Genomic DNA, 20,677 nt, shown 5'->3' on the forward strand with positions numbered 1-20,677 from the left:
TATTTAATGTGTTGTGTTTAATGCGTTGTGTTGAATTTGCTCATCAAGTGGTGCAGCAGGGCGAACCGCAATCTCAGAAACATTTGCACTATTATTTGCTGAATTAACGCTTGATCCTGTTTCTCGCAAAATTCCAAGCAATTTTCGCATATATTTTAGTGCTGAACGACCTTCGTCACTAATATTTTTGAAAGCTTTACTAATTGCTTCACTTTGTTCTTGTAGTTGCTCAGGTTCTTTTGACTTTTGATTTTCTGCATTACTATTTGTTTTTTCGTATTTATTAAGCATATCAATTCCGCTATTTGCGGCATCAATTACTTTATGCAATGTAACTGCAACTTTTTGCTGAATATTTGCGCTAATACGCTGCCTTTCGGCATTTGCTGCAAGTACTTCTAGCTGTTTTTGTTCTTGTTCTAATTCTGTTCTGCGCGCTTTTAGAATCAGCAAATTATTGTCATCGTTTCTTCGGTAATAAGCAAATGCAATAGCAGCAAAACAAATTAATGCAACTATAAAACCAAAAATTAATCCTACGGACGCCATTTGCATAATGTCATAAAAATTAGTTGTGTACGCATTAGATGCAAAAAATCGTATTGGAGTTTCATTTTGTGGAATATTTTTTGATGCAACACCAATTTTTACAGCAAAAATAGCAGATTCGGCGAGCACTACTGCGCTAACCCATTGCCATGCGTGCTTTTTGCCATAGAGCACAGCCGCATAAACAATGGTTGGTATAAAGAAATTAGCAAATAAAATATTAGGCAAGCATATAAGTTGTATTGCAGAAAATGCTGCTGCAACAATTGCGCACGTAGTCGGAGCTTTTCTACGAAACATAAATGGAATCATAGTAGTAAGCGTAAGTATTCTATAAAGTATTTGTAATGAAAGCGAGCTTGAATATTGTGAAGTCATTCCAGTTCCAACAGTAAAATCGTAAGTTGGTATAAAAAGCATTAGAACAGTCCAAGGTGATGCATAAATAACATCGCCAATAAGCCAATGTTGTTCAAACCATTGTGATACTTTCTCAATCCTATTTTGTGAATTATTTGTCGCTGGCAAAACTTTTGATGAGGTTTTATCGCTTGTATTTTCTGGTTTTTCTTGCGTTGATAATGGATTATTAACTTTTACGTTTTTATAACTAACATTAGGAATACTATTTAGTGCAGAAGCAGTAGTGTTTGATTGGTCTGTGCTGTAAAAATATGGAATAAAAGCAACAATACTAAACGTTCCATCATTGAGTTTTCCATAATCAAGCGTTCCGTGAAGATTTTCAATGCGCTCTTTCATGCCAATCAAACCATAACCATTTTTATGTGGCACACCACTATTTTGCTCTTGATTAGCTTCAAGCTTGTGTACTTCGTTTGTGATTTTTAGTGTTAATCCTTGTTCGTTCCACTGTTCGTGAATGTTTATTTTAATGCCATTTCCTGCGTGCTTCCGAATATTAGTAAGAGATTCTTGAATAATGCGGTATGCAACGGTTTGTGCGTCCGTGTTAAGTCTATTTTGAGAATTTATGCCATCAACAGTGTGCCAAAAAATGTTATTAGGAGATGCAATTTTTGCTTGCTCAATAAGCGAAGGTATGTGATTAAAATCCAATTGAGCGGATGGAGCGTCTGTTAAAGCCTCTAGCAGTCGACGCATGTCGTGAACGGCGCGCTCTGCTTCGTTTTTAATAATATGCATTGTTTTTTTAGCAAGCGAAATATCTTTGGTTGCTGCATAACGACCACCATCTGCTTGAACAATAATAATAGAAAGCGTGTGAGCAACAATATCGTGCATATCTCTTGCGATTCTAGCGCGCTCTGCAGTAACAGCAATATTTTGAGCTTTCTTTCGGTACGCGCGAATAGCATTATTGTTCTCTTGTAAAAGTTGAATAGTATGCACGTGAGTGCGCTGCCAGTAGCCAATAATAACCGTAATTGTAGTAATAATAATCGCAAAAATTATGGAAGGAATTGCAAAATCAAGTACATTTGAAAAGCAGTTTCTTATGTTGCTGCTATTTATATTTTGTACACTACAAGAATAACTAGCTTTTAAATGATTGATGCCATATATTGGCCCCATTACAATATTCCACGATATTGCTGCGCAAGATAATACTGTTGTTACGTAAGCTGCAATAACAAAAGCTTTTGAATGTTCTGGATTTCCGCGAGCAATAGCATTAACAAGCAGCACAAAACCAAAGAAATCAGCAAAAAGTTGAGTAGGGCCAAATATTACTTGCAAAATGCATGCAACAATAAAAATAACAGCTGTGTGTTCGGGCCATATTCTTCGTACTGAAAGTAATGATGCAACAACAATATTTATAAGATAGGTTGTAATTAGTGAACTTTGCGTCAAGAATCCGTCAACATTGTTTATAGGATACCGATTGCTTGAAAGTGTAAAAAGAATAAGTGGAATAATGCCCCACAATATATCGTTTAGCGTAAGCTCAGTGCGTAAGCGTTGTATAGCTCTGTTAAACGTGTGAGATATTTTCATAATTACTAGGCTAGTACACAGCACTTTATAGAACAATCGAACTTTAGTATTATTTATATAAGAGTGTGTATTTTTGTATGTGATTTGTTATTGCAACGTTGCATGCGAGTGCAGAAAGGAATGTTTACAATGGCACTGCTAGCAAAGTATTACGTACCAGGATTGTATGTAGAAGAGCGCGCAATCGATGTTCCTTTAGACTGGGAGCAAAACACTCCAGGCGATTCTATTAAAGGGGAGACGATTCGCCTATTTTGCAGAGTTATTTGTGCTCCAGAACATGTGCATGACGATTTGCCTTTGCTAGTGTTTTTGCAAGGAGGCCCAGGGGGTCAGTGCCCTCGTCCGCTTTCGCCGTCTAGCGATGGTTGGATTCAAGAGGCAATTAAGCATTTTCGTGTTGTTCTTCCAGACCAGCGTGGCGTTGGGCGCTCTTCTAGAGTAGATGCTTCTACGATTAAGCGCATGGCAGACGACGGCGTGAGTGTAGAGAGGCAAGCATGGTATTTAAAGCGATTCTTAGCTGATTCTATTATTCGCGATTTTGAGCATTTGCGCTTAACTGAGTTTAATGCAAAGCCGTGGGTTTCTTTGGGTCAAAGTTATGGTGGATTCTTAACGCTTACGTATTTGTCTCTTTTCCCACAGGGCTTACTTGCAAGCTTTACAACGGGCGGTATTCCTCACATTCCAGCTAATGCTCTAGAAGTTTACGAGCACACGTTCCCGCGTATGGCTAGAAAAACTGAGCAATTCTACGAGCGTTATCCGCAGGATGTTGCGCGCGCTGCAGCTATTGCAGATAGGATTTCTCAAGGAGATGTTTTCTTGCCTAATGGCGAAAAGCTTACGGTTGAGCGCTTTCAGACTCTTGGTTCATCTTTTGGCATGAAGCCAAGTTTTGAAAGAGTTCATTGGCTTATTGACTCTGCATTTTCGGATGGAGATGGCTCTCTTAAGGCGTTTAAACATGGTGGTGGAACAGCAGATGGCTATTTAAGCGATGAGTTTCTTTATGGCGTTATGGATGCAACATCTTCTAGTCCGCTATATTGGCCACTACAAGAGTTCATTTATGCGGATGGTGAATTAGATCATCCAATTCGTTGGGCAGCTCAGCAAGTTCGAGAAACAATGCCGGAGTTTGCTGGCAGTGCGCGTCCGCTTTTGTTTACTGGCGAAGCTGTGTTTCCGTGGATGTTTGATCAGCAAAAAGCTTTGCAACCGTTCTTGCCAGCTGTTGATTGCATGATGAACGATATGCAATTTGGCAAGATTTACGACTTAGATCAACTCGCAAATAATGAAGTTCCTTTGCAAGCAGCGGTTTATTTCGATGACTTGTATGTTGATTCTGGTCTTCAGCTAGACACTTTGTCTCATATTTCTAACTCTCATTATTGGACTACTAACGAGTTTGAGCACGATGGTGTTCATGGCGACTTTGTGTTCCGTCATTTGCTAGAAGAGGCAAAGAATCGTGGAGATTTAGAGCCTATATATAAGTGATATAAGTCGTATAAGTAACTTTTGATTAAAGTACCTAACAAATGATTAGATATACAAGTTGTATGTACAAATGATTAGATGCTTAATAAAAAGTTAGTGTTTAGTTTATTGTTTACTTATTAGGGAGATTTGTTAATGAGTTCTAACTCAATTGGAACCGTTGGATTTATTGGCTTTGGAAACATGGCTCAAGCGATTGCGCAAGGCTTGATTCGCGCTAATGTTTTGCAAGGAAAAGATATGGTTGCATGCGCAGCCCACTTTGAAAAACTTGTTAATACTACGAGCAAATTTGGAGTAAAAGCATTAAAAAGCGCGTGTGAAGTTTGTGATGCTAGTGATATTTTAATTCTGGCTGTAAAACCAAATCAGATTGAAGAAGTTCTGCATCCTATTGCAAAAACTATTGTGGACAGAAAAATAGCAATCATATCCGTTGCAGCAGGCTGGAGTCTTAAGCATTACCAGAATCTACTTGGAAAAGATGTTCACGTGCAATGCATTATTCCAAACACGCCAATCGCAGTTTGCCAAGGAGTTACTTTAGCAGAAGGCGAAAATACGCTAACCAATAGTCAGCTAGAAGCTTTTAATGCGATTTTTAATCCGATTTCTTTAGTCGAGCGAGTAGATAGCGAGCACATAAATATTGCAATGTGTGTTTCTAGTTGTGCTCCGGCTTTTACTGCTATGTACATGGAAGCTTTAGCGGATGCTGGCGTAAAGTATGGTCTAAAGCGAGATTGCGCATATCGTTTGGCTGCAAAGATGATTGAGGGAGTCGGTGCTCTGTATATGGATACTCGCATTCATCCAGGCGTTATGAAAGACGCTGTATGTTCTCCTGGCGGCACTACGATTCGAGGTGTTTCAAAGCTAGAATCGTGTGGTTTTAGGGGAGATGTTATTAGCGCGGTTGATGCAATTCAACAAAAATAAAACAATACGAGTATAGTAGAGTCGTCAATTCCTCTAGCTGGTCTAAAGTAGGTAATTATGTCTTTAACAATTGGAATCGTAGGTTTACCTAACGTTGGTAAATCGACTATGTTTAATGCTCTAACAAGAAATAACGTTTTAGCAGAAAATTATCCGTTTGCAACAATCGAACCAAATACTGGTATTGTGCCTTTGCCAGACAAACGTTTGCCTGTTTTAGCGAAGCTTGTTAAAACCGAGAAAATAGTTCCAGCAACCGTTACATTTGTTGATATTGCAGGAATCGTTAAGGGTGCAAGCGAAGGCGAAGGCTTGGGCAACAAGTTTCTTGCTAATATTCGTGAAGCAGATGCCATTTGCGAAGTTGTTCGTGCATTTAACGATGATGACATTGTGCATGTTAATGGCAAGGTAGATCCAGCAGACGATATTGACACAATCAACACGGAGCTTATTCTTGCTGATTTGCAAACAATCGAGAATGCTTTGCCAAAGTTAGAAAAAGATTTACGTGGTAAAAAAGTTACTCAAGAATACGTGAATGCTGTAAATAAAGCTAAGGAAATTCTTGAATCTGGCAAGACAATTGATCAGGCTCATAATGAGAAGTTGATTAATAAAGACGACGTTTACGATTTGCACTTGCTTACTGCTAAGCCTTTTATTTACGTGTTTAACGTTGACGATTCGGAGCTTTCGGATGACTCTTTAAAGTCTAAGCTAGCTGCATCTGTAGCTCCTGCAAAGGCGATTTTCCTTAACGCACAATTTGAGTCGGAGCTTACTGAGCTTGATGAAGAAGATGCTCGAGAAATGTTAGCTGATGCGGGCTTGCAAGAATCTGGATTAGATCAGCTTGCTCGAGTCGGATTTGATATTCTAGGGCTTCAAACCTATTTGACGGCTGGCGTTAAAGAAGTTCATGCATGGCAAATTCATAAGGGTTGGACAGCTCCGCAAGCTGCAGGCGTTATCCACACTGATTTTGAGCGTGGATTTATTAAAGCAGAAGTTGTTTCATACGATGATTTTGTTGAAGCTCAAGGCTCAATGGCTAAAATTAAGGAAGAAGGAAAGCTTCGTCTTGAAGGCCGCGATTATGTTATGCAAGACGGAGATATTGTTGAATTTAAGTTTAATGTGTGATTAGTTAAACAATTTGTCTAAACAATAATCATATTAATGTGTAACGGCGCTGCTTAGGTACTGTAGTATAGTATCAAAGTAGCGCCTTTTTATTTTGTTTATTTATGGAGATTTTATGAATATATTTTATTCTTTAAGAAGCGTTCTAAGGTCACTTATTGCGCGATTAGTGAAATATATTATTAGCTTAAAATCTCCAGAAAACCGCAAAATTTTCTATAAGCGCGTTTCTACTATTCTAGTTATTTTAATCTTTTTCAGCTTTGTTGGTTTTCAAGTATCTCATGTGATTGAAGAAGTAAATAGTCGAATCTCTAATAACACAAAATCTTATTATTCAAAACGCAAAAACAATAAGAGTAATAAAAGTAATAAAAAATCTAAAATAAAGATAGATTACTTAAATAATCCTATAATTAAATCTTCTGATTTATGGAAAATTCCTACAGGAGGTCAGTATCCGAATCTTTCTGGTGTCGATGCAAATCATTTACATGTAAATGTAGACCTTAAAAAACAACGTGTTTATATTTATGCGAATAATAATCTTGTTTATACGATGATCGTTAGCGCTGGAATGGATGAATCAACTCCTAAAGGTGATTATAAAATTGGTGCACGAGGTGACCATTTTTATAATGATAGAGAAAAGATGGGTGGCGACTATTGGGTTGGTTTTATAGGTTCTGAATATTTATTCCACTCTGTGCCAACCAGGTTTAATTTTGGTGATTATATTGTTCCAGAGGCTCAAAAGCTGGGTGTTCCTGCGTCTCATGGATGTGTTCGGTTAAGTGTGCCTGACTCTAAGTGGTTCTATTCGTATATTCCAGATGGAACTTCTGTACACATTGAATAACTAAAATATTTATTGATTATATATGCAAAGAGGATTCCCTTAAAGGGAATCCTCTTGTTTCTTTTATGATGTCTGTTCTATTAGAAGAACAAAATACTTGCACCGCAAGCTAACACAACTAGCACTATAGAAGCCAAGAAGCTTGCCAAGAACGCTGCTTTTCCTTGCTTAAATATAACTCTAAAGTTTACGTTGATTCCAAGAGCAGCCATTGCCATTCCTAGGAATACGTATCCTGCATCAACAAGTAGGGATGCGTAAGATGAAACAAAAGGCACATATGTACCAATAACGGATGCTGCAATAAAACCGAGCATAAACCATGGGAAGTTAATCTTGCGTTTTCCGTTATCTTCTACTTGGCTGTGACGAGCATTCCACCAAATTGCAATAAAGATTGATGTAGGAACAAGCATAAGGACTCGTGTAAGCTTCATGATTGTTGCAACGTCAATACTCCCAAAAGCTCCGCCTGCTGCAACAGCGTGTGCAATTTCGTGAAGAGATGCGCCAGATGCGATTCCAAGCTGCTGCTTAGTCATTCCGAAATGAGGGAGAATGAAAATTTCAGCCAAAGCGTAGATTGTGCCCATGATTGCGACTGTTGCAACAGCCATAACTTCGTTTTGTTCTTTTTCATCCTCTTCTTGTGGAGGTACAGGCATGGAGCCAGAAAGACCCATAACAGCTGCCGCTCCGCAAATACTTGTTCCACCTGCTGTTAGCATTGCAAGCTGAGGACTTACTTTAAGAAGTTTTGCAATGTTATAAGTAACGCAAACCATAACAGCAACGAGTACAGCTGCGATTGGTAGGCACTTTAAACCTTGAGTAAATAGAACGTGCAAATTTAGCTTAAAGCCTAGCAAAATAATACCTAGGCGAAGAAGCTTATTTGCAATTAGACCAGCAGAAGATTTAACTCCAGCTCTTCTAGAATCATTATTCAACTTGTATACGTGCAAAGGCAGCTGCAGGGCCATGCCAATAAGCAACGCAATGATAAGTGCTCCCAAAAGGCTTAAGCCTGGGAACTGCTTGAGCCAGCTACCAATTAAGGAAGCTAGAAGAGTCAACACTGCTATAAGAGCCATGTTGATGGTGCAGATTTTCTTTTTCCATGTATCAAAGAAATTAACCATTTAGCTAAGTATTCTCTCATAATCGGACAAAAATGAACAAAAATTCAAAAAAATTTAAACATTTATTTGCATTTCGGCTTGATTACAAGCAACACGCTAAAAATAAAAATCACATAATAAAACATATTCGATAAAAATCTATCGTAGTTTTGTATTAGTTCCATTCGGATTGTGATTAATTAAATCTTGTTGAAAAAAATCATAATTGTGTAATCATTATATGTAGTTAAAGAGGTAATGAGGTAATTATGTGCAATATTAATATTCAAATTAAACGCATTTATGAATCATCTGATGAACATGATGGCTTGCGAGTATTAGTAGATAGATTGTGGCCTAGAGGGATAAGTAAAGAAAAGGCAAATCTTGATTTGTGGTGTAAAGATATTGCTCCATCAAGTGATTTGCGAAAATGGTTTGGGCATAAGTCTGAGCGTTTCGAAGAATTTGCTAATCGTTATATTGAAGAGTTGGACGAGAATCAAGATTGTGTAAACCAAATCGTAGATATATGTAGAAAAAATAAAAAAGTAACGTTTTTATATGGCGCGAAAGATCTGCGTATAAATCATGCAATTGTGTTAAAAGATTACATTCAAAATGTTTTGCAAAATTAAGATTGTAATAAGCAGATTTAATACGTAAGCAAAAGTTTATAAGTATAAACTTTTATTAGTATTAATTAGTTGTGTTTTATCTGTTTTCGACACACCGATTTTCCTTGATATTTCAATGAAAATCACATGTAAATTTGTTATTTTTAAAATTGCCTCGACACTTTATGATTAGTACATTAGAATGACCATTTGGCTAAGGGGCGGCGGTTGATGGCGACCTCTGCGGAAGCTGCCAAACCTGCGCTCGAGTAGTGCTTGTTTTTTTTTTAAGCTGGCGCTTGTTTTTTGTAGTTGTTCGACTACAAACATATATACGAACTCGTTTTACACAAGGAGAAAACGATGAAATCGTTGTTTACATGGCAGCTTCATGGTGACGGAAAAACTTTGAAGCCAGGAGAAGTAGTAGAGCCAGATGAGCGTCTAACTTGGACTCGTACTGCTGGTATTGGCGCTCAGCATGTTATTGCTATGTTTGGCGCAACATTCTTAGTGCCAATTCTTACAGGCTTTGATCCGTCTACTACTTTAATGTTCACGGCTCTTTCCACAGCACTGTTCTTGTTGATTAACGCAAATAAGCTTCCTAGTTATTTAGGAAGCTCTTTTGGTCTTATAGCACCTGTTATGGCTGTAACTGCTGCGCATAAAGGTATTGCTGTAGCAAGCTTTGGCATTATGTGCACAGGTATTCTTCTTGCTTTAATCGGTGTGCTTGTGCATTTTGCAGGAGCAAAGTGGATCGACATTATTATGCCTCCTGTTGTTAACGGTGCAATCGTTGCAATCATTGGCTTTAACTTGGGTCCAGCTGTTTGGGGTAACTTCCAAAAGGCGCCAGATACTGCTTTAGTAACTTTGGTTGCAGTTATGCTTATTGCAGTAATTTTCCGCGGTCTTCTTGGACGTTTAAACATTTTGCTTGGTGTTCTTGTTGGCTACGCTTACGCATGCTTCCAGGGTCAAGTTGACTTTAGTAAGATTGAGCAAGCTTCTTGGATTGGCTTCCCTAAGTTCCACACTCCGCAAGTCGACTTCTCTGTTTTGCTTATGTTCTTGCCAGTTGTGCTCGTTCTTATTGCAGAAAACGTTGGTCACGTTAAGTCTGTAGCTCAGATGACTGGCCGCGACTACGATTCCAAGATTGGTACCGCTTTGTTTGCAGACGGCTTAGGTACTGCAATTGCTGGGTGCTTTGGCGGCTGCGGTACTACAACATATGGCGAAAACATTGGCGTTATGGCTGCAACAAAAGTGTATTCTACTGCCGCTTATTGGTGCGCTGCATTCTTCGCATTCGTATTAAGCCTCTGCCCAAAGTTTGGTGCAATCGTAAACTCCATTCCAGCAGGCGTTTTGGGCGGCGTAACCACTTTGCTTTACGGCATGATTGGCATGATCGGCGTGCGCATTTGGGTAGAGAACAAAGTGAACTTCGATAAGCCAGTTAACATTATGATTGCTGCAATCGTTATGATTATTGGCATTGCTAACTTCCAATTTGCTGTTTCTGGAATTCAGTTTAACGGTATTGCAATCGGCACTGTTGTTGTGTTGGTTGTGTATCACATTATGAAAGTAATTGGAAAGCTTACTGGAACAATTGCTAAAGATGATCCAGATGTTGCTTAGCATAAATGCTTCAATATGATTTAATTTAATCAAATTAGGCGCGTTCGCTACTTTGTGAGCGCGCTTTTTTGTAATTATTTTTGATTACACAACAAGTAGATTGGGAATAATTAATATAGTATTATTAACTTTATGTTGAAAGTCATCATAGAAATAATCATTGGCGTTGCACGGGCTGCTTTTGGCGCGTATATGGCTAAAAAACCTGAAAACACTAAGGTGTATAAGCGTTCTGATTATTCAAGCGATGGAAAGAAAAAGAGCAATCAAAATAATGATTTTGCCGATACTTCTGCAGATGATTCTATTGACCAAGATGTAGTTGTAGAAAGCATTGATGAAGATAATAGCAGTGTCAATGTTGTTGATAAAGATGCTTCTAAAGATGAGTCTAATAGTGAAAACAAAGATAAGACTTCTTCAAAGTTTGCAAAAAAAATAAAAGATTTGGCAGACTATTATAGTGACGATGATGACCTTGGTGACCTCTTTAGCGATATATTAGAAGCTAAGAAAAAACTAGAAAACGAAGGTGACTCGCCCAAAAATAGCGATACTAGCAATGCTAGCGAAGATAGTAAAGATAGTAAAAGCAATAAAAGCGATAATAAAAGCTCAAACAGTAAGGAGAATAATCGCTATATGAGAATAGATTTTGATGTAAATAAGTTTGTTGGAAAATCAAGAAAATGGCGTTGGATTATTGTTGCAATAGTAGTAGCAATAGCTTTTATATGCTCAATTATTTTTGGTTTTTCTACTTTTATTACAGATTGCATGTGGTATGCGCAACTTGGATTTGAGAGCGTAATCTGGATTCAACTAGCTGCTAAAATCGGCGTTTGGGCTTTGTACGCTCTGCTTATGGCTGCGTTTGGGTATTTGTCTGCATATATTGCGATTAAAAAACGCCCTGGAAGCGAAGATGGCGTATACGTTAAAGAAAAAGGCAATATTTTAGACACTAAAAAGGGAATAAGTTCTAAGCTTGCAATGCATGTTGCAGGAGTTGTGTCTTTGATTGTAGGCGCTGTGTTTGGAATGCAATTCTACAATCATTGGGTGCAAATTTTGCTTATGTTTAACTACCAATCATTTGGTATTAAAGATCCGCAATTTGGATTTGATAACGGTTTTTACGTGTTTGTTTTGCCAGGATTGCGTCTTTTTACTAGAGCGTTTATTGTTCTTCTTGCTGTTTCTTTGCTATTTAGCGTTATAACAAACGCTTTAATGGGAGCTGTAAGGATTACGCTGCCTGTAGGAGGCAAGGGCATTTTTAACATAACTAAAAGTGCAAGGCGCCAAATTTCTGCATGGTTTATGCTCGTTATTATTTTCTGGTCCGTTTTGCAAATATTAGATGTATTTGCGATTGTAAATTTGGATGGTTCTAAGATTACTGGCGGATCTTACACAGATATGAATGCTGGCGTTCCTTCCAGCATTGCAATGGCTGTAATAACACTAATTGTTGGAATTGTTATAACAACGTGGCTGCTAAAGTCTCATGCTCTTAATGGAAATGTAAAAATCGGTACGCGTTTTGCTGTAGCTGTTAAAGCTTGGCGCACGCCTGCTATAGCTGTTGCGTCTTTAGTCGTATGCGCTATGGTTTTGTCTTTTGCTTGGCCTGCTCTTTTGCAACGTTTTAAGGTAGCACCGAATGCTCAAGAATTAGAAGCCACTTATATTCAGCGAAATATTGATGCAACTAAGTTTGCGTATGGCTTAAATAATGTTAAAAAAGAATCGTATAACGCTACTTCGGAAGGAAAGTCGGGAGCGCTTGCAAAAGAAGCGGAGTCTACTGCACAAATCAGGCTTTTAGACCCTCAAGTTACTTCTCCAACATTCCGCCAATTGCAGCAATCTAAGCAATACTATACTTTTGCAGATACTCTTTCTGTAGATAAGTATGACATTGATGGCGTGAGTCAAGACACGGTTATTGCTGCAAGAGAGCTTGATTTAGCTGGAAACGATAATCGAAATTGGGTTAATGACCATACTGTTTACACGCACGGATATGGCGTGGTTGCAGCATACGGAAATAAGGTTACTGCAGATGGTCAGCCGCAATTTATGGAATATGGAATTCCAACTCAAGGAAAGCTTACAAAGTTGAAGAAGTATGAGCCGCGTATTTACTTCTCGCCAAACGCTCCAAAGTATTCTATTGTTGGTTCTCCAAAAGGCACTGCTCCTTGGGAATTTGATTATCCAACTGGTTCAAATGGTGCTTTAACAACGTTTAAGGGAAATGGTGGACCAAGAGTAGGAAACTTCTTCTCTAGGTTGTTGCACGCTATTCGTTTTGAGTCAGATCAGATTCTGTTCTCTGATAGAGTTACTTCTGATTCGCAGATTTTGTATGATCGTGATCCTAAGACTCGCGTTTCTAAAGTTGCTCCATACTTGACTTTAGATGGACGCGTTTACCCAGCGGTTGTTGACGGACGAGTTAAGTGGATTGTTGACGGATACACAACGTCCGATTCTTACCCATATTCGCAAATGACTGATTTTGGTCAGGTGACTCAGGATTCTACAACCACAACATCTCGTTCTATTAAAGGCTTAACGAATCAGCGAGCAAACTATATTCGCAATTCAGTTAAAGCTACTGTTGATGCTTACGACGGTTCGGTTGATTTGTATGTTTGGGATAAAAAGGACCCTGTGATTAAGGCTTGGAGATCAATATTCCCAGGTCATTATCACGATATTTCTAAGATTTCTGGCGATTTGATGAGTCATATTCGATATCCAGAAAGCTTGTTTAAAGTGCAAAGGCATTTGCTTGCAAAGTATCATGTTGACAGCGCAAGTCAGTTCTTCTCGGGAGAAGACTTCTGGCAGACTCCAGTAGATCCTACAGAATCTCAAAGTCTTCAGCGAGAAGATATTTTGCAACCTCCATACTATTTGACTTTGCAAACTAGAGGAGCAAACAAACCAGTATTTTCGCTTGTTTCCACATATATTCCTGCTGGAAAAATCACTCGAGAAATCCTAACTGGATTCTTGTCTGTAGATTCCGATGCTGGAAATGTTGCTGGAAAAGTAAGCGAAAATTATGGCAAACTAAGACTTCAAGAGTTACCTAAAGTTTCAAATGTTCCAGGACCTGGTCAAGCTCAAAACAACTTTAATGCTAATGCAAATGTTTCTAAAGAGTTGAATTTGCTTGAATCTGGCTCAACCAAAGTTAAGCGTGGAAACTTGCTTACATTGCCTCTTGGTGGAGGATTGGTTTACGTAGAGCCTGTTTACGTACAATCTAGCGGTTCTACGAGCTATCCATTGCTTAAGAAAGTATTGGTTGCTTTTGGAGATCAAGTTGGATTTGCTGACACTTTGGATGAAGCGTTAAACCAAGTGTTTGGAGGAAACTCCGGCGCAAACGCTGGCGATGCTTCCAATAATTCTGGCTCAAATGAAAATGTCTCCAATAAAAATAATGCAAATAATTCCAATAAGAGCGATGCTAAAAGTAGTGCAAATGCACCTGCAAAATCTAATTCTATTAGTGAAAAAGCTAGGATTGCACTTAAACGAGCAGCTCAAGCATTGAAGGATTCTGATTCTGCAATGAGATCAGGGAATTGGCAAGCATATGGAAAGGCTCAAAAAGAGCTTAGCGATGCTATTAATGATGCAATGAGTGAAGAAGCTGTTAAGTAGAATTAGAAGACAGTTTTGGAACAATAAAAATTAATGCCGAGCATAATCGATTACATTATGCTCGGCATTAATTTTATATATCAGTTTTACAGTTGATTATCTGGATCTTCATCGTCTTCCACAGGACCTAGAAGAAGTTTTTCAGCTGTATTTATAACAAGCATTAGAAGAGCTGTAAGAATTATTATTGCTATAGTTGCTGAAAAAATAAGTGGAGTTCTAAAAGAGTTATATGCGGATTGAAGCCAAATACCTAAGCCGTTTCTAGCTCCTAAATATTCTGCTGTAGCAGCTGTTCCCAAAACATATGCTGCGCTAATTTTAATTCCTCCGAAAATTTGCCTAGCCGCTACGCGCAACTTAACATGCCACAAAGTCCAAGTAGCATTAGCTCCACAAGTTAATGCAACATCGGTATAAAAACTAGGAACTGCGTCTAATCCTCGAACAGTTTGAACAGCAATAGGAAACATACTAAAAATCATTACTATTACTATTTTTCCAGACATTTCAAATCCAAACCAAATCAAGAAAATTGGTGCAATAGAAATTAAAGGCATAGTTTGAGCCGCGCACAGTAGTGGGAATAAAGCAGACTTAACTAGCTTAGAAACATGGAAAAATACGCCCAGAAGAATTCCGCATATTATTGCTAGTGCAAAGCCAATAACTGTTTCTTGAGTTGTTATTAGTGCAGCAGGCAATAAAGTAGGGAATGATTCAATTGTGTCTTGAGCAATAGAAGTTGGTGCAGGAATAAGATTTGGCGATATCTTATAGTGTTGGCAAGCAAATTGCCATAGAATCAGCACAATTGCTATTGATATTACAGTTGGCAGACACTTTGCAAGCGTAGTCTTTAAACGCGATTGCGTCATTTATTTTCAATCCTTTTCTTGAATATTAAACTAGTGACATAAAAATAGCGACTGCTGCCCCAATCGCATAAATTCAGAAATAAGAATAGCACGTGTATTCTATCAGAATCTTATGTTTGTAACATGATTATTAATTTGTCGATTGAATCGTGCATAATCAAAATGTTTCGTGAGTCAATGTGTGGCAAACCTAGTCAAACTCTTAGCTTGATAGGGGGCATTGAACGGCGCGGGCTAGGCCCTTGATACCGTTTTCTGCCAAGTCTGTGCTGCATTTCCCAGAAAATGGTAAGTAAAAACAAAGTAGGGAACTCATGAATATGCGTGTTTTAAAGCGTGGTCTTGCGTTTATTCTTTCTGCATTTTGTGTATTATCTCTTTCTGCATGTGGATTTGAGGATAATAATCAAAATTCGAATCTTCGTAAAGTATCTTTTATGCTTTTTTGGGCACCAGATACGAATCATATTGGTATCTATGTTGCAAAGCATAAAGGTTGGTTTAAGGATGCAGGATTAGATGTAGATTTGCTTGCTGTTGCTCCAACTGGTTCTGAACATGCTGTAGACAGTGGTGCAGCTGATTTTGCTCTTACTACATTAACTAATGTTGCTGATTCTTCTACAAAGGGAGCTAATCTTGAGCAGGTTATGCAAGTGCAGCAAAAACCAAGTGCAATCTGGTGTGCTCTTGCTAAAAACAATAAGATTCATTCTCCTAAAGATTTTGATGGAAAAACTTACGCGTCTTTTGGTGCTGCAGAAAGTGATGTTGTAATTAACAGAATGATTCAGCATGATGGCGGCAAGGGTAAATTCGATAAAGTTACTGTTGGAACCTCAACTTTCCGTACTCTTGAATCTGGAAAAGCAGATTTTGGTGGGTTTTATGCGACTTGGGAAGGTGTCCAAGCAGATATGTTCGGTCCTAAGCTTCGTTGTTTTAGGTCTAGAGATTATGGAGTTCCTGGTCAGCCAGATACGATTGGTATTATTACTAATAAGCGAACAATTAAACGTGATCCTAAGCTTGTTCGCGCATTCGTTAAAGCTGCAAAGCGTGGGTATGAATACGCGTATTCACACCCAGATGAAGCATCTGACATTTTGGTTAAAGAAGCTAAAGATGCAAATCTTAATCCAAAATTTGTTAAACGCAGCATGAAACTGATCGTCGATGGTCAGTATTGGGGAAACCACGCAGATATTAAAAGTGGAAAGTTTGTGTTTGGTACAAGTGATGTTAAAGGTGCTCAAGACTACTTTAACTTCTTAAGCCAAGGAGGAGCTTACACTGATGCAAAAGGTAAGGTAACTCATAAAACTCCTCAAGCTAAAGAATTATCCACCGACGAATTCTTAAAATAGTTTTTGCGAAAGTTTTAAACAATAACCGCATTATTTAAACAATGACCGTCTTATTGGTAGAATAGTGCACAGTATATGAGGGCGTATCGAGAGCCTACGTATTTAAGTAGTATTCAATCGGTACGCCCATTTCGTTGTTGAGTTTATGAGTTGGAGTGTGCGCTATGGCATCGGATTTTTGGCTGATTGTAGGACTTGGAAATCCTGGATCGAAGTATGAAGGTACACGTCATAATATGGGTTTTATGGTTGCAGACGTGTTAAGTGAGCGTTGGTCAATATCTTTTTCCGACCATAAGGGTTTGTCAAAATTAGGCAAGGGAGTAATGAATTTAGACGGTAAATCGGCGAAGTTTTTCCTCGCTAAGCCACTCACATTTATGAACGATTCTGGTGCTGCTGTTTCGTCAATAAGCTCGTATTATCAGATTGAAACTGACCATATTGTGATTATCCATGACGATATGGATTTGGATTTTGGTCGGATTAAAGTAAAATCTGGCGGTTCTGCTGGAGGTCATAATGGTATTCGTTCTATTGATCGCAGTCTTGGAACTCCGCAATATGCTCGTGTGAGAATGGGTGTGGGGCACGCTCAACGCGGAGCGCACGCGCATGATAATACTGTTAATTGGGTTTTGGGTGGTTTTGCCGGTGCGCAAAAATCTGAACTTCCTAATTTTTTGGCAGATGGTGCTGATGCAGTAGAAAGTGTGATCTTCCGCGGGCTTAGCGCCACTCAGGAGCATTTCAATGGCAAATAAATCTGATTTTTTTGCTAACAATATGTCAGATTCTAAAGATTTTATAAATTCTAACGTTTCTTTTGAAAATATACTTAAAGATATTTTAGATAAAAATGAAGCGTTTAAATCTTTAGTTTCTAACGTGCTAGATTTTCCGAATCCGCTTACTGTAGCATCTCCTTTAGGTTCTAGACCTGCTATAGCAGCTGCAATATCAAAGAGTAGTCCTGTTGTACTAATTACTCCATCTGGTAGAGATGCTAGTGACGCTGTTTCTTCAATACGCGATTGGTATGATGGAGATCCTCAGGATATTGCCGAACTCGAGGCTTGGGAGACTCTTCCTCATGAGCGTCTTTCTCCTAGAGCAGACACTGTGGCAAGTAGAATGTCGGTTTTTAGAAGATTAAAACATCCTCAAAGTGGCAAAAATAGAATGTTTAGCCCAATTCGTGTGCTTGTTATGCCAGTTCGTTCTATTATTCAGCCAGTTGTTGAAAATATTTCAGACGTGGAGCCTCTTGTTTTTGAATGTGGTAAAGAAGTTCCTATAGATTCTGCTGTAAAACGTCTTGTTGAAAACTCATATAATCGCGTTGAGTTGGTTATGAATCGTGGAGAATTTGCAGTTAGAGGTGGAATAATAGATGTTTTTTCTCCAACGATGAATCATCCTGTTAGAATCGAATTTTTTGGAGACGAAATCGACACGATTAAGCAGTTTCATGCATCTGATCAACGCACATACGGTGAGAATATTAATAGTATTTGGGCTACTGCTTGTAGAGAATTACAGCTTACAAAAGATATTCAAAATCGTGCAAAATCTTTGATTGGTAAAATTCAAAATGCTGACGACATGTTGGAATCCATATCGAATGCAATACCAGTAGAGGGTATGGAGTCGTTGCTTCCAGCATTAGTTGACAAAATGGAACCAGTAGAAAATCTGCTTCCAAAAAATTCTATAATATTGATTTCTGACCCAGAAAAATGTAGGCGCGCAGCTCAAGATTTAAGTAGAACTGCTAATGAATTTTTGGCAGCAAGCTGGCATGTAGCTGCATCTGGTAGAGGAGCAGGTGCTCCAATAACATTCGATCAGGCGAGTTTTCTTGATTTTGATGAAACTTTAGCAAGCTTAGAAAATAAGAATCATCAGGTAATAAATTTAACGAGTTTTGGATCTGATAAGTCGCCAGCAACCGTAGATATTAAAGAATCTAGCGAAAATAAAATTGTAAAAAATAGCCGTCTAGAATTGAGCATTAAATCTCCTCAAGAATTTAGAGGAGACAATGAAAAGATTTCTAGTGGAATATCTGGTCTTATAGCAAACGGATTTAAAGTTTACATAATTGCATCCGCATATGGAACCTTATCTAGACTAAGTCGCGCAATACAATCAACTGGAATTTTTGATTTTGTACCGATTCAATCGCAAATAGTGGACGGATTCATAGATGAACAAAGTAAAATCGCTATTCTTACAGAAAGAGATTTGACTGGAAAAACATCTTCTGCAAGCGCGCTTAAAACTCCTAGGAGAAGACGAAAATCAATAGACCTTCTAGATCTTAAACCAGGCGATTTTGTTGTTCACGATCAGCATGGAATCGGCAAATTTATAGGCATGAGGCAGCGAAATATAAAAACCTCAAGTGGAGAAGCTACTCGTGAATACTTGGAAATTGAATACGCGCCAAGTAAACGTAATGCGCCTGCCGACAAGCTTTTTATTCCAACCGATCAACTCGACTTGGTTAGCAAATATATTGGGGCTGAAATTCCAAAGTTAAACAAACTTGGAGGATCAGATTGGGCTGCTACAAAGGCAAAAGCTAGAAAGCATGTTCAAGAAGTTGCAGAGGATTTAATCAAATTATATTCAGCCAGAGCATCTACTAAAGGTTTTGCCTTCAGCTCTGACACTCCGTGGCAAAAAGAGCTGGAAGATGCATTTCCGTATCAAGAAACGCCGGATCAGCTTACTACTATTGACGAAGTTAAACAAGATATGCAGAAGCCAATTCCAATGGATAGGTTGATTTGCGGAGATGTTGGGTTTGGTAAAACGGAAATTGCTGTTCGAGCTGCATTTAAAGCTGTTCAAGACGGTAAACAAGTAGTTGTTCTAGCGCCAACCACTCTTTTGGTTCAGCAGCATTACGAGACTTTTACTAACCGTTTTTCTGGCTTCCCTGTAACAGTTGCCGCAATGAGCAGATTCCAGAGTGCAAAAGAAATAGACGCTACAATGCAAGGAATAGAATCCGGGCAAGTAGATGTTGTTGTTGGAACTCATAAACTTTTAAATCCAAATATAAAATTTAAAGATTTAGGATTAGTGATTATAGACGAAGAACAACGTTTTGGTGTTGAGCACAAGGAGACTTTGAAAGCTCTACGAACAAATGTAGATGTGCTTAGCCTTTCTGCAACGCCTATTCCTAGAACGCTTGAAATGGCTGTTACGGGTATTCGTGAAATGTCTACGCTTGCTACGCCTCCAGAAGATCGTCTACCAGTCTTGACTTATGTTGGAGCATATGAAGATGCACAAGTTGCAGCCTGTGTTAAACGTGAATTATTGCGTGGAGGACAAGTATTTTACGTTCATAATCGCGTAGAAGATATTAGTAAAATTGCCTCTAATATTCAAAAACTTGTGCCAGATGCTCGAGTGGCGATTGCACACGGAAAAATGGGCGAGAAGCAACTTGACACTATTATTCGTGATTTTTGGCATAGGGATATTGATGTTCTTGTTTGCACTACGATTATTGAAACAGGATTAGATATTTCTAATGCAAATACGCTTATTGTAGATCACGCTGACAGATTCGGTTTAAGTCAGCTTCATCAATTACGAGGGCGAGTTGGCAGAGGTCGTGAGCGCGCATACGCATACTTTTTGTACGATCCTACTAAGCCTATGACTCAGCAGGCTCACGACAGGCTTGCAACAATCGCTCAATATACTGCTCTTGGCTCTGGTTTTGATGTTGCTATGAAGGATTTGGAATTGCGCGGAACTGGCAATTTGCTTGGAGATGCTCAGAGTGGGCATATTGAAGGAGTCGGATTCGATTTATATGTTCGGATGGTATCTGAAGCTGTTGAAAAATATAAGGAACCAGATCATAAAGAGTCCATATCTGTTTCTATTGATTTGCCAATAGAAGCCTCAATTCCAGTATCTTATATTGATTCAGATAAATTACGTTTGGAAGCTTATAGGAAGCTTGCTGAGGCTCAGAATGATGAAGACTTAAAAGAGATTTTCAATGAGTTAAGCGATAGATATGGAAATCCTCCTAAATCCTTACAAACATTATTTGATGTTGCAAGATTACGTTTTAAAGCTAAACAAATGGGTATTAATCAAATAAGCATGCAAGGTAAAACTGTGCGCGTTATTGGCGTAGATCCAGCTCAATCTGTTTGGATGCGTTTGAGTAGGATCTACAGGGGAGCACAGTTTAAGCCTGTAACCCACACAATGATTTTTCCATCTCCTTTTGCGTCTGTTTTAGGGGATTCATCGTCTATGAGTGAAAAAGAGATAGTCGAATGGGCTAAGCAACTTTTAGAAGACATTGATTGGTAAAAATTAATAGGTG

The 20,677-nt window shown here is 38.6% G+C and carries 13 protein-coding genes; 10 read left to right on the top strand and 3 right to left on the bottom strand.

Annotated elements, in window-relative coordinates; genetic code table 11:
* Nucleotides 1-3: 3 nt before the first annotated feature.
* Nucleotides 4-2,532 (bottom strand): sensor histidine kinase, encoded by a 2,529-nt coding sequence (locus GAVG_RS02750; RefSeq protein ID WP_004111865.1) that lies wholly within the window; start codon nt 2,530-2,532, stop codon nt 4-6.
* 129 nt (nt 2,533-2,661) lie between these two features.
* Here GAVG_RS02750 and GAVG_RS02755 point away from each other — a divergent pair, with 129 nt between their 5' ends.
* The 4 genes from GAVG_RS02755 to GAVG_RS07430 all read left to right on the top strand — a co-directional run bounded on the left by GAVG_RS02755 (nt 2,662) and on the right by GAVG_RS07430 (nt 6,985).
* Entirely contained in the window at nt 2,662-4,041 is a 1,380-nt protein-coding gene (locus tag GAVG_RS02755) for an alpha/beta fold hydrolase (protein ID WP_009994144.1), read from the top strand.
* A gap of 135 nt (nt 4,042-4,176) precedes the next feature.
* Nucleotides 4,177-4,980, top strand: coding sequence for a pyrroline-5-carboxylate reductase (gene proC / locus GAVG_RS02760; RefSeq protein ID WP_009994145.1), 804 nt, complete (start codon nt 4,177-4,179; stop codon nt 4,978-4,980).
* Nucleotides 4,981-5,037: 57 nt separating this feature from the next.
* Nucleotides 5,038-6,126, top strand: coding sequence for a redox-regulated ATPase YchF (ychF, locus tag GAVG_RS02765; RefSeq protein WP_004111854.1), 1,089 nt, complete (start codon nt 5,038-5,040; stop codon nt 6,124-6,126).
* 115 nt (nt 6,127-6,241) lie between these two features.
* Nucleotides 6,242-6,985, top strand: a complete 744-nt coding sequence (locus tag GAVG_RS07430) for a L,D-transpeptidase (protein ID WP_009994147.1) — start codon at nt 6,242-6,244, stop codon at nt 6,983-6,985.
* Between the two features lie 80 nt (nt 6,986-7,065).
* Here the strand turns inward: GAVG_RS07430 and GAVG_RS02775 are convergent, their stop codons facing one another.
* The gene (locus GAVG_RS02775; protein WP_013399564.1) at nt 7,066-8,127 is read right to left on the bottom strand and encodes a YeiH family protein; all 1,062 of its coding nucleotides are present in this window, start codon (nt 8,125-8,127) and stop codon (nt 7,066-7,068) included.
* A gap of 248 nt (nt 8,128-8,375) precedes the next feature.
* Between GAVG_RS02775 and GAVG_RS02780 the strand changes: the two genes are divergently transcribed.
* The 3 genes from GAVG_RS02780 to GAVG_RS02790 all read left to right on the top strand — a co-directional run bounded on the left by GAVG_RS02780 (nt 8,376) and on the right by GAVG_RS02790 (nt 14,063).
* On the top strand, nt 8,376-8,744 hold the full coding sequence (locus GAVG_RS02780) for a DUF488 domain-containing protein (protein ID WP_004115283.1): 369 nt from the start codon (nt 8,376-8,378) through the stop codon (nt 8,742-8,744).
* 342 nt (nt 8,745-9,086) lie between these two features.
* The gene (locus GAVG_RS02785) at nt 9,087-10,376 is read left to right on the top strand and encodes a uracil-xanthine permease family protein (RefSeq protein ID WP_013399566.1); all 1,290 of its coding nucleotides are present in this window, start codon (nt 9,087-9,089) and stop codon (nt 10,374-10,376) included.
* 132 nt (nt 10,377-10,508) lie between these two features.
* The gene (locus GAVG_RS02790; protein ID WP_013399567.1) at nt 10,509-14,063 is read left to right on the top strand and encodes a UPF0182 family membrane protein; all 3,555 of its coding nucleotides are present in this window, start codon (nt 10,509-10,511) and stop codon (nt 14,061-14,063) included.
* A gap of 86 nt (nt 14,064-14,149) precedes the next feature.
* On the opposite strand, the gene GAVG_RS02795 is transcribed toward GAVG_RS02790, so the two are convergent.
* Nucleotides 14,150-14,941 (bottom strand): ABC transporter permease, encoded by a 792-nt coding sequence (locus GAVG_RS02795; RefSeq protein WP_004111838.1) that lies wholly within the window; start codon nt 14,939-14,941, stop codon nt 14,150-14,152.
* A 314-nt stretch (nt 14,942-15,255) separates the two neighbouring features.
* Between GAVG_RS02795 and GAVG_RS02800 the strand changes: the two genes are divergently transcribed.
* The 3 genes from GAVG_RS02800 to mfd all read left to right on the top strand — a co-directional run bounded on the left by GAVG_RS02800 (nt 15,256) and on the right by mfd (nt 20,664).
* Nucleotides 15,256-16,308: an ABC transporter substrate-binding protein gene (locus GAVG_RS02800; RefSeq protein WP_004111836.1), complete on the top strand. Its 1,053-nt coding sequence runs from the start codon at nt 15,256-15,258 to the stop codon at nt 16,306-16,308.
* A gap of 164 nt (nt 16,309-16,472) precedes the next feature.
* A complete protein-coding gene (gene pth / locus GAVG_RS02805; RefSeq protein WP_004111835.1) occupies nt 16,473-17,072 on the top strand; it encodes an aminoacyl-tRNA hydrolase in 600 nt (199 codons plus the stop codon).
* Nucleotides 17,062-20,664: a transcription-repair coupling factor gene (gene mfd, locus GAVG_RS02810; RefSeq protein ID WP_009994014.1), complete on the top strand. Its 3,603-nt coding sequence runs from the start codon at nt 17,062-17,064 to the stop codon at nt 20,662-20,664. The genes pth and mfd overlap by 11 nt, the downstream gene beginning before the upstream one ends.
* Nucleotides 20,665-20,677 lie beyond the last annotated feature (13 nt).

The organism is Gardnerella vaginalis ATCC 14018 = JCM 11026, assembly GCF_001042655.1.
In the GTDB taxonomy this organism is placed as follows: domain Bacteria; phylum Actinomycetota; class Actinomycetes; order Actinomycetales; family Bifidobacteriaceae; genus Bifidobacterium; species Bifidobacterium vaginale.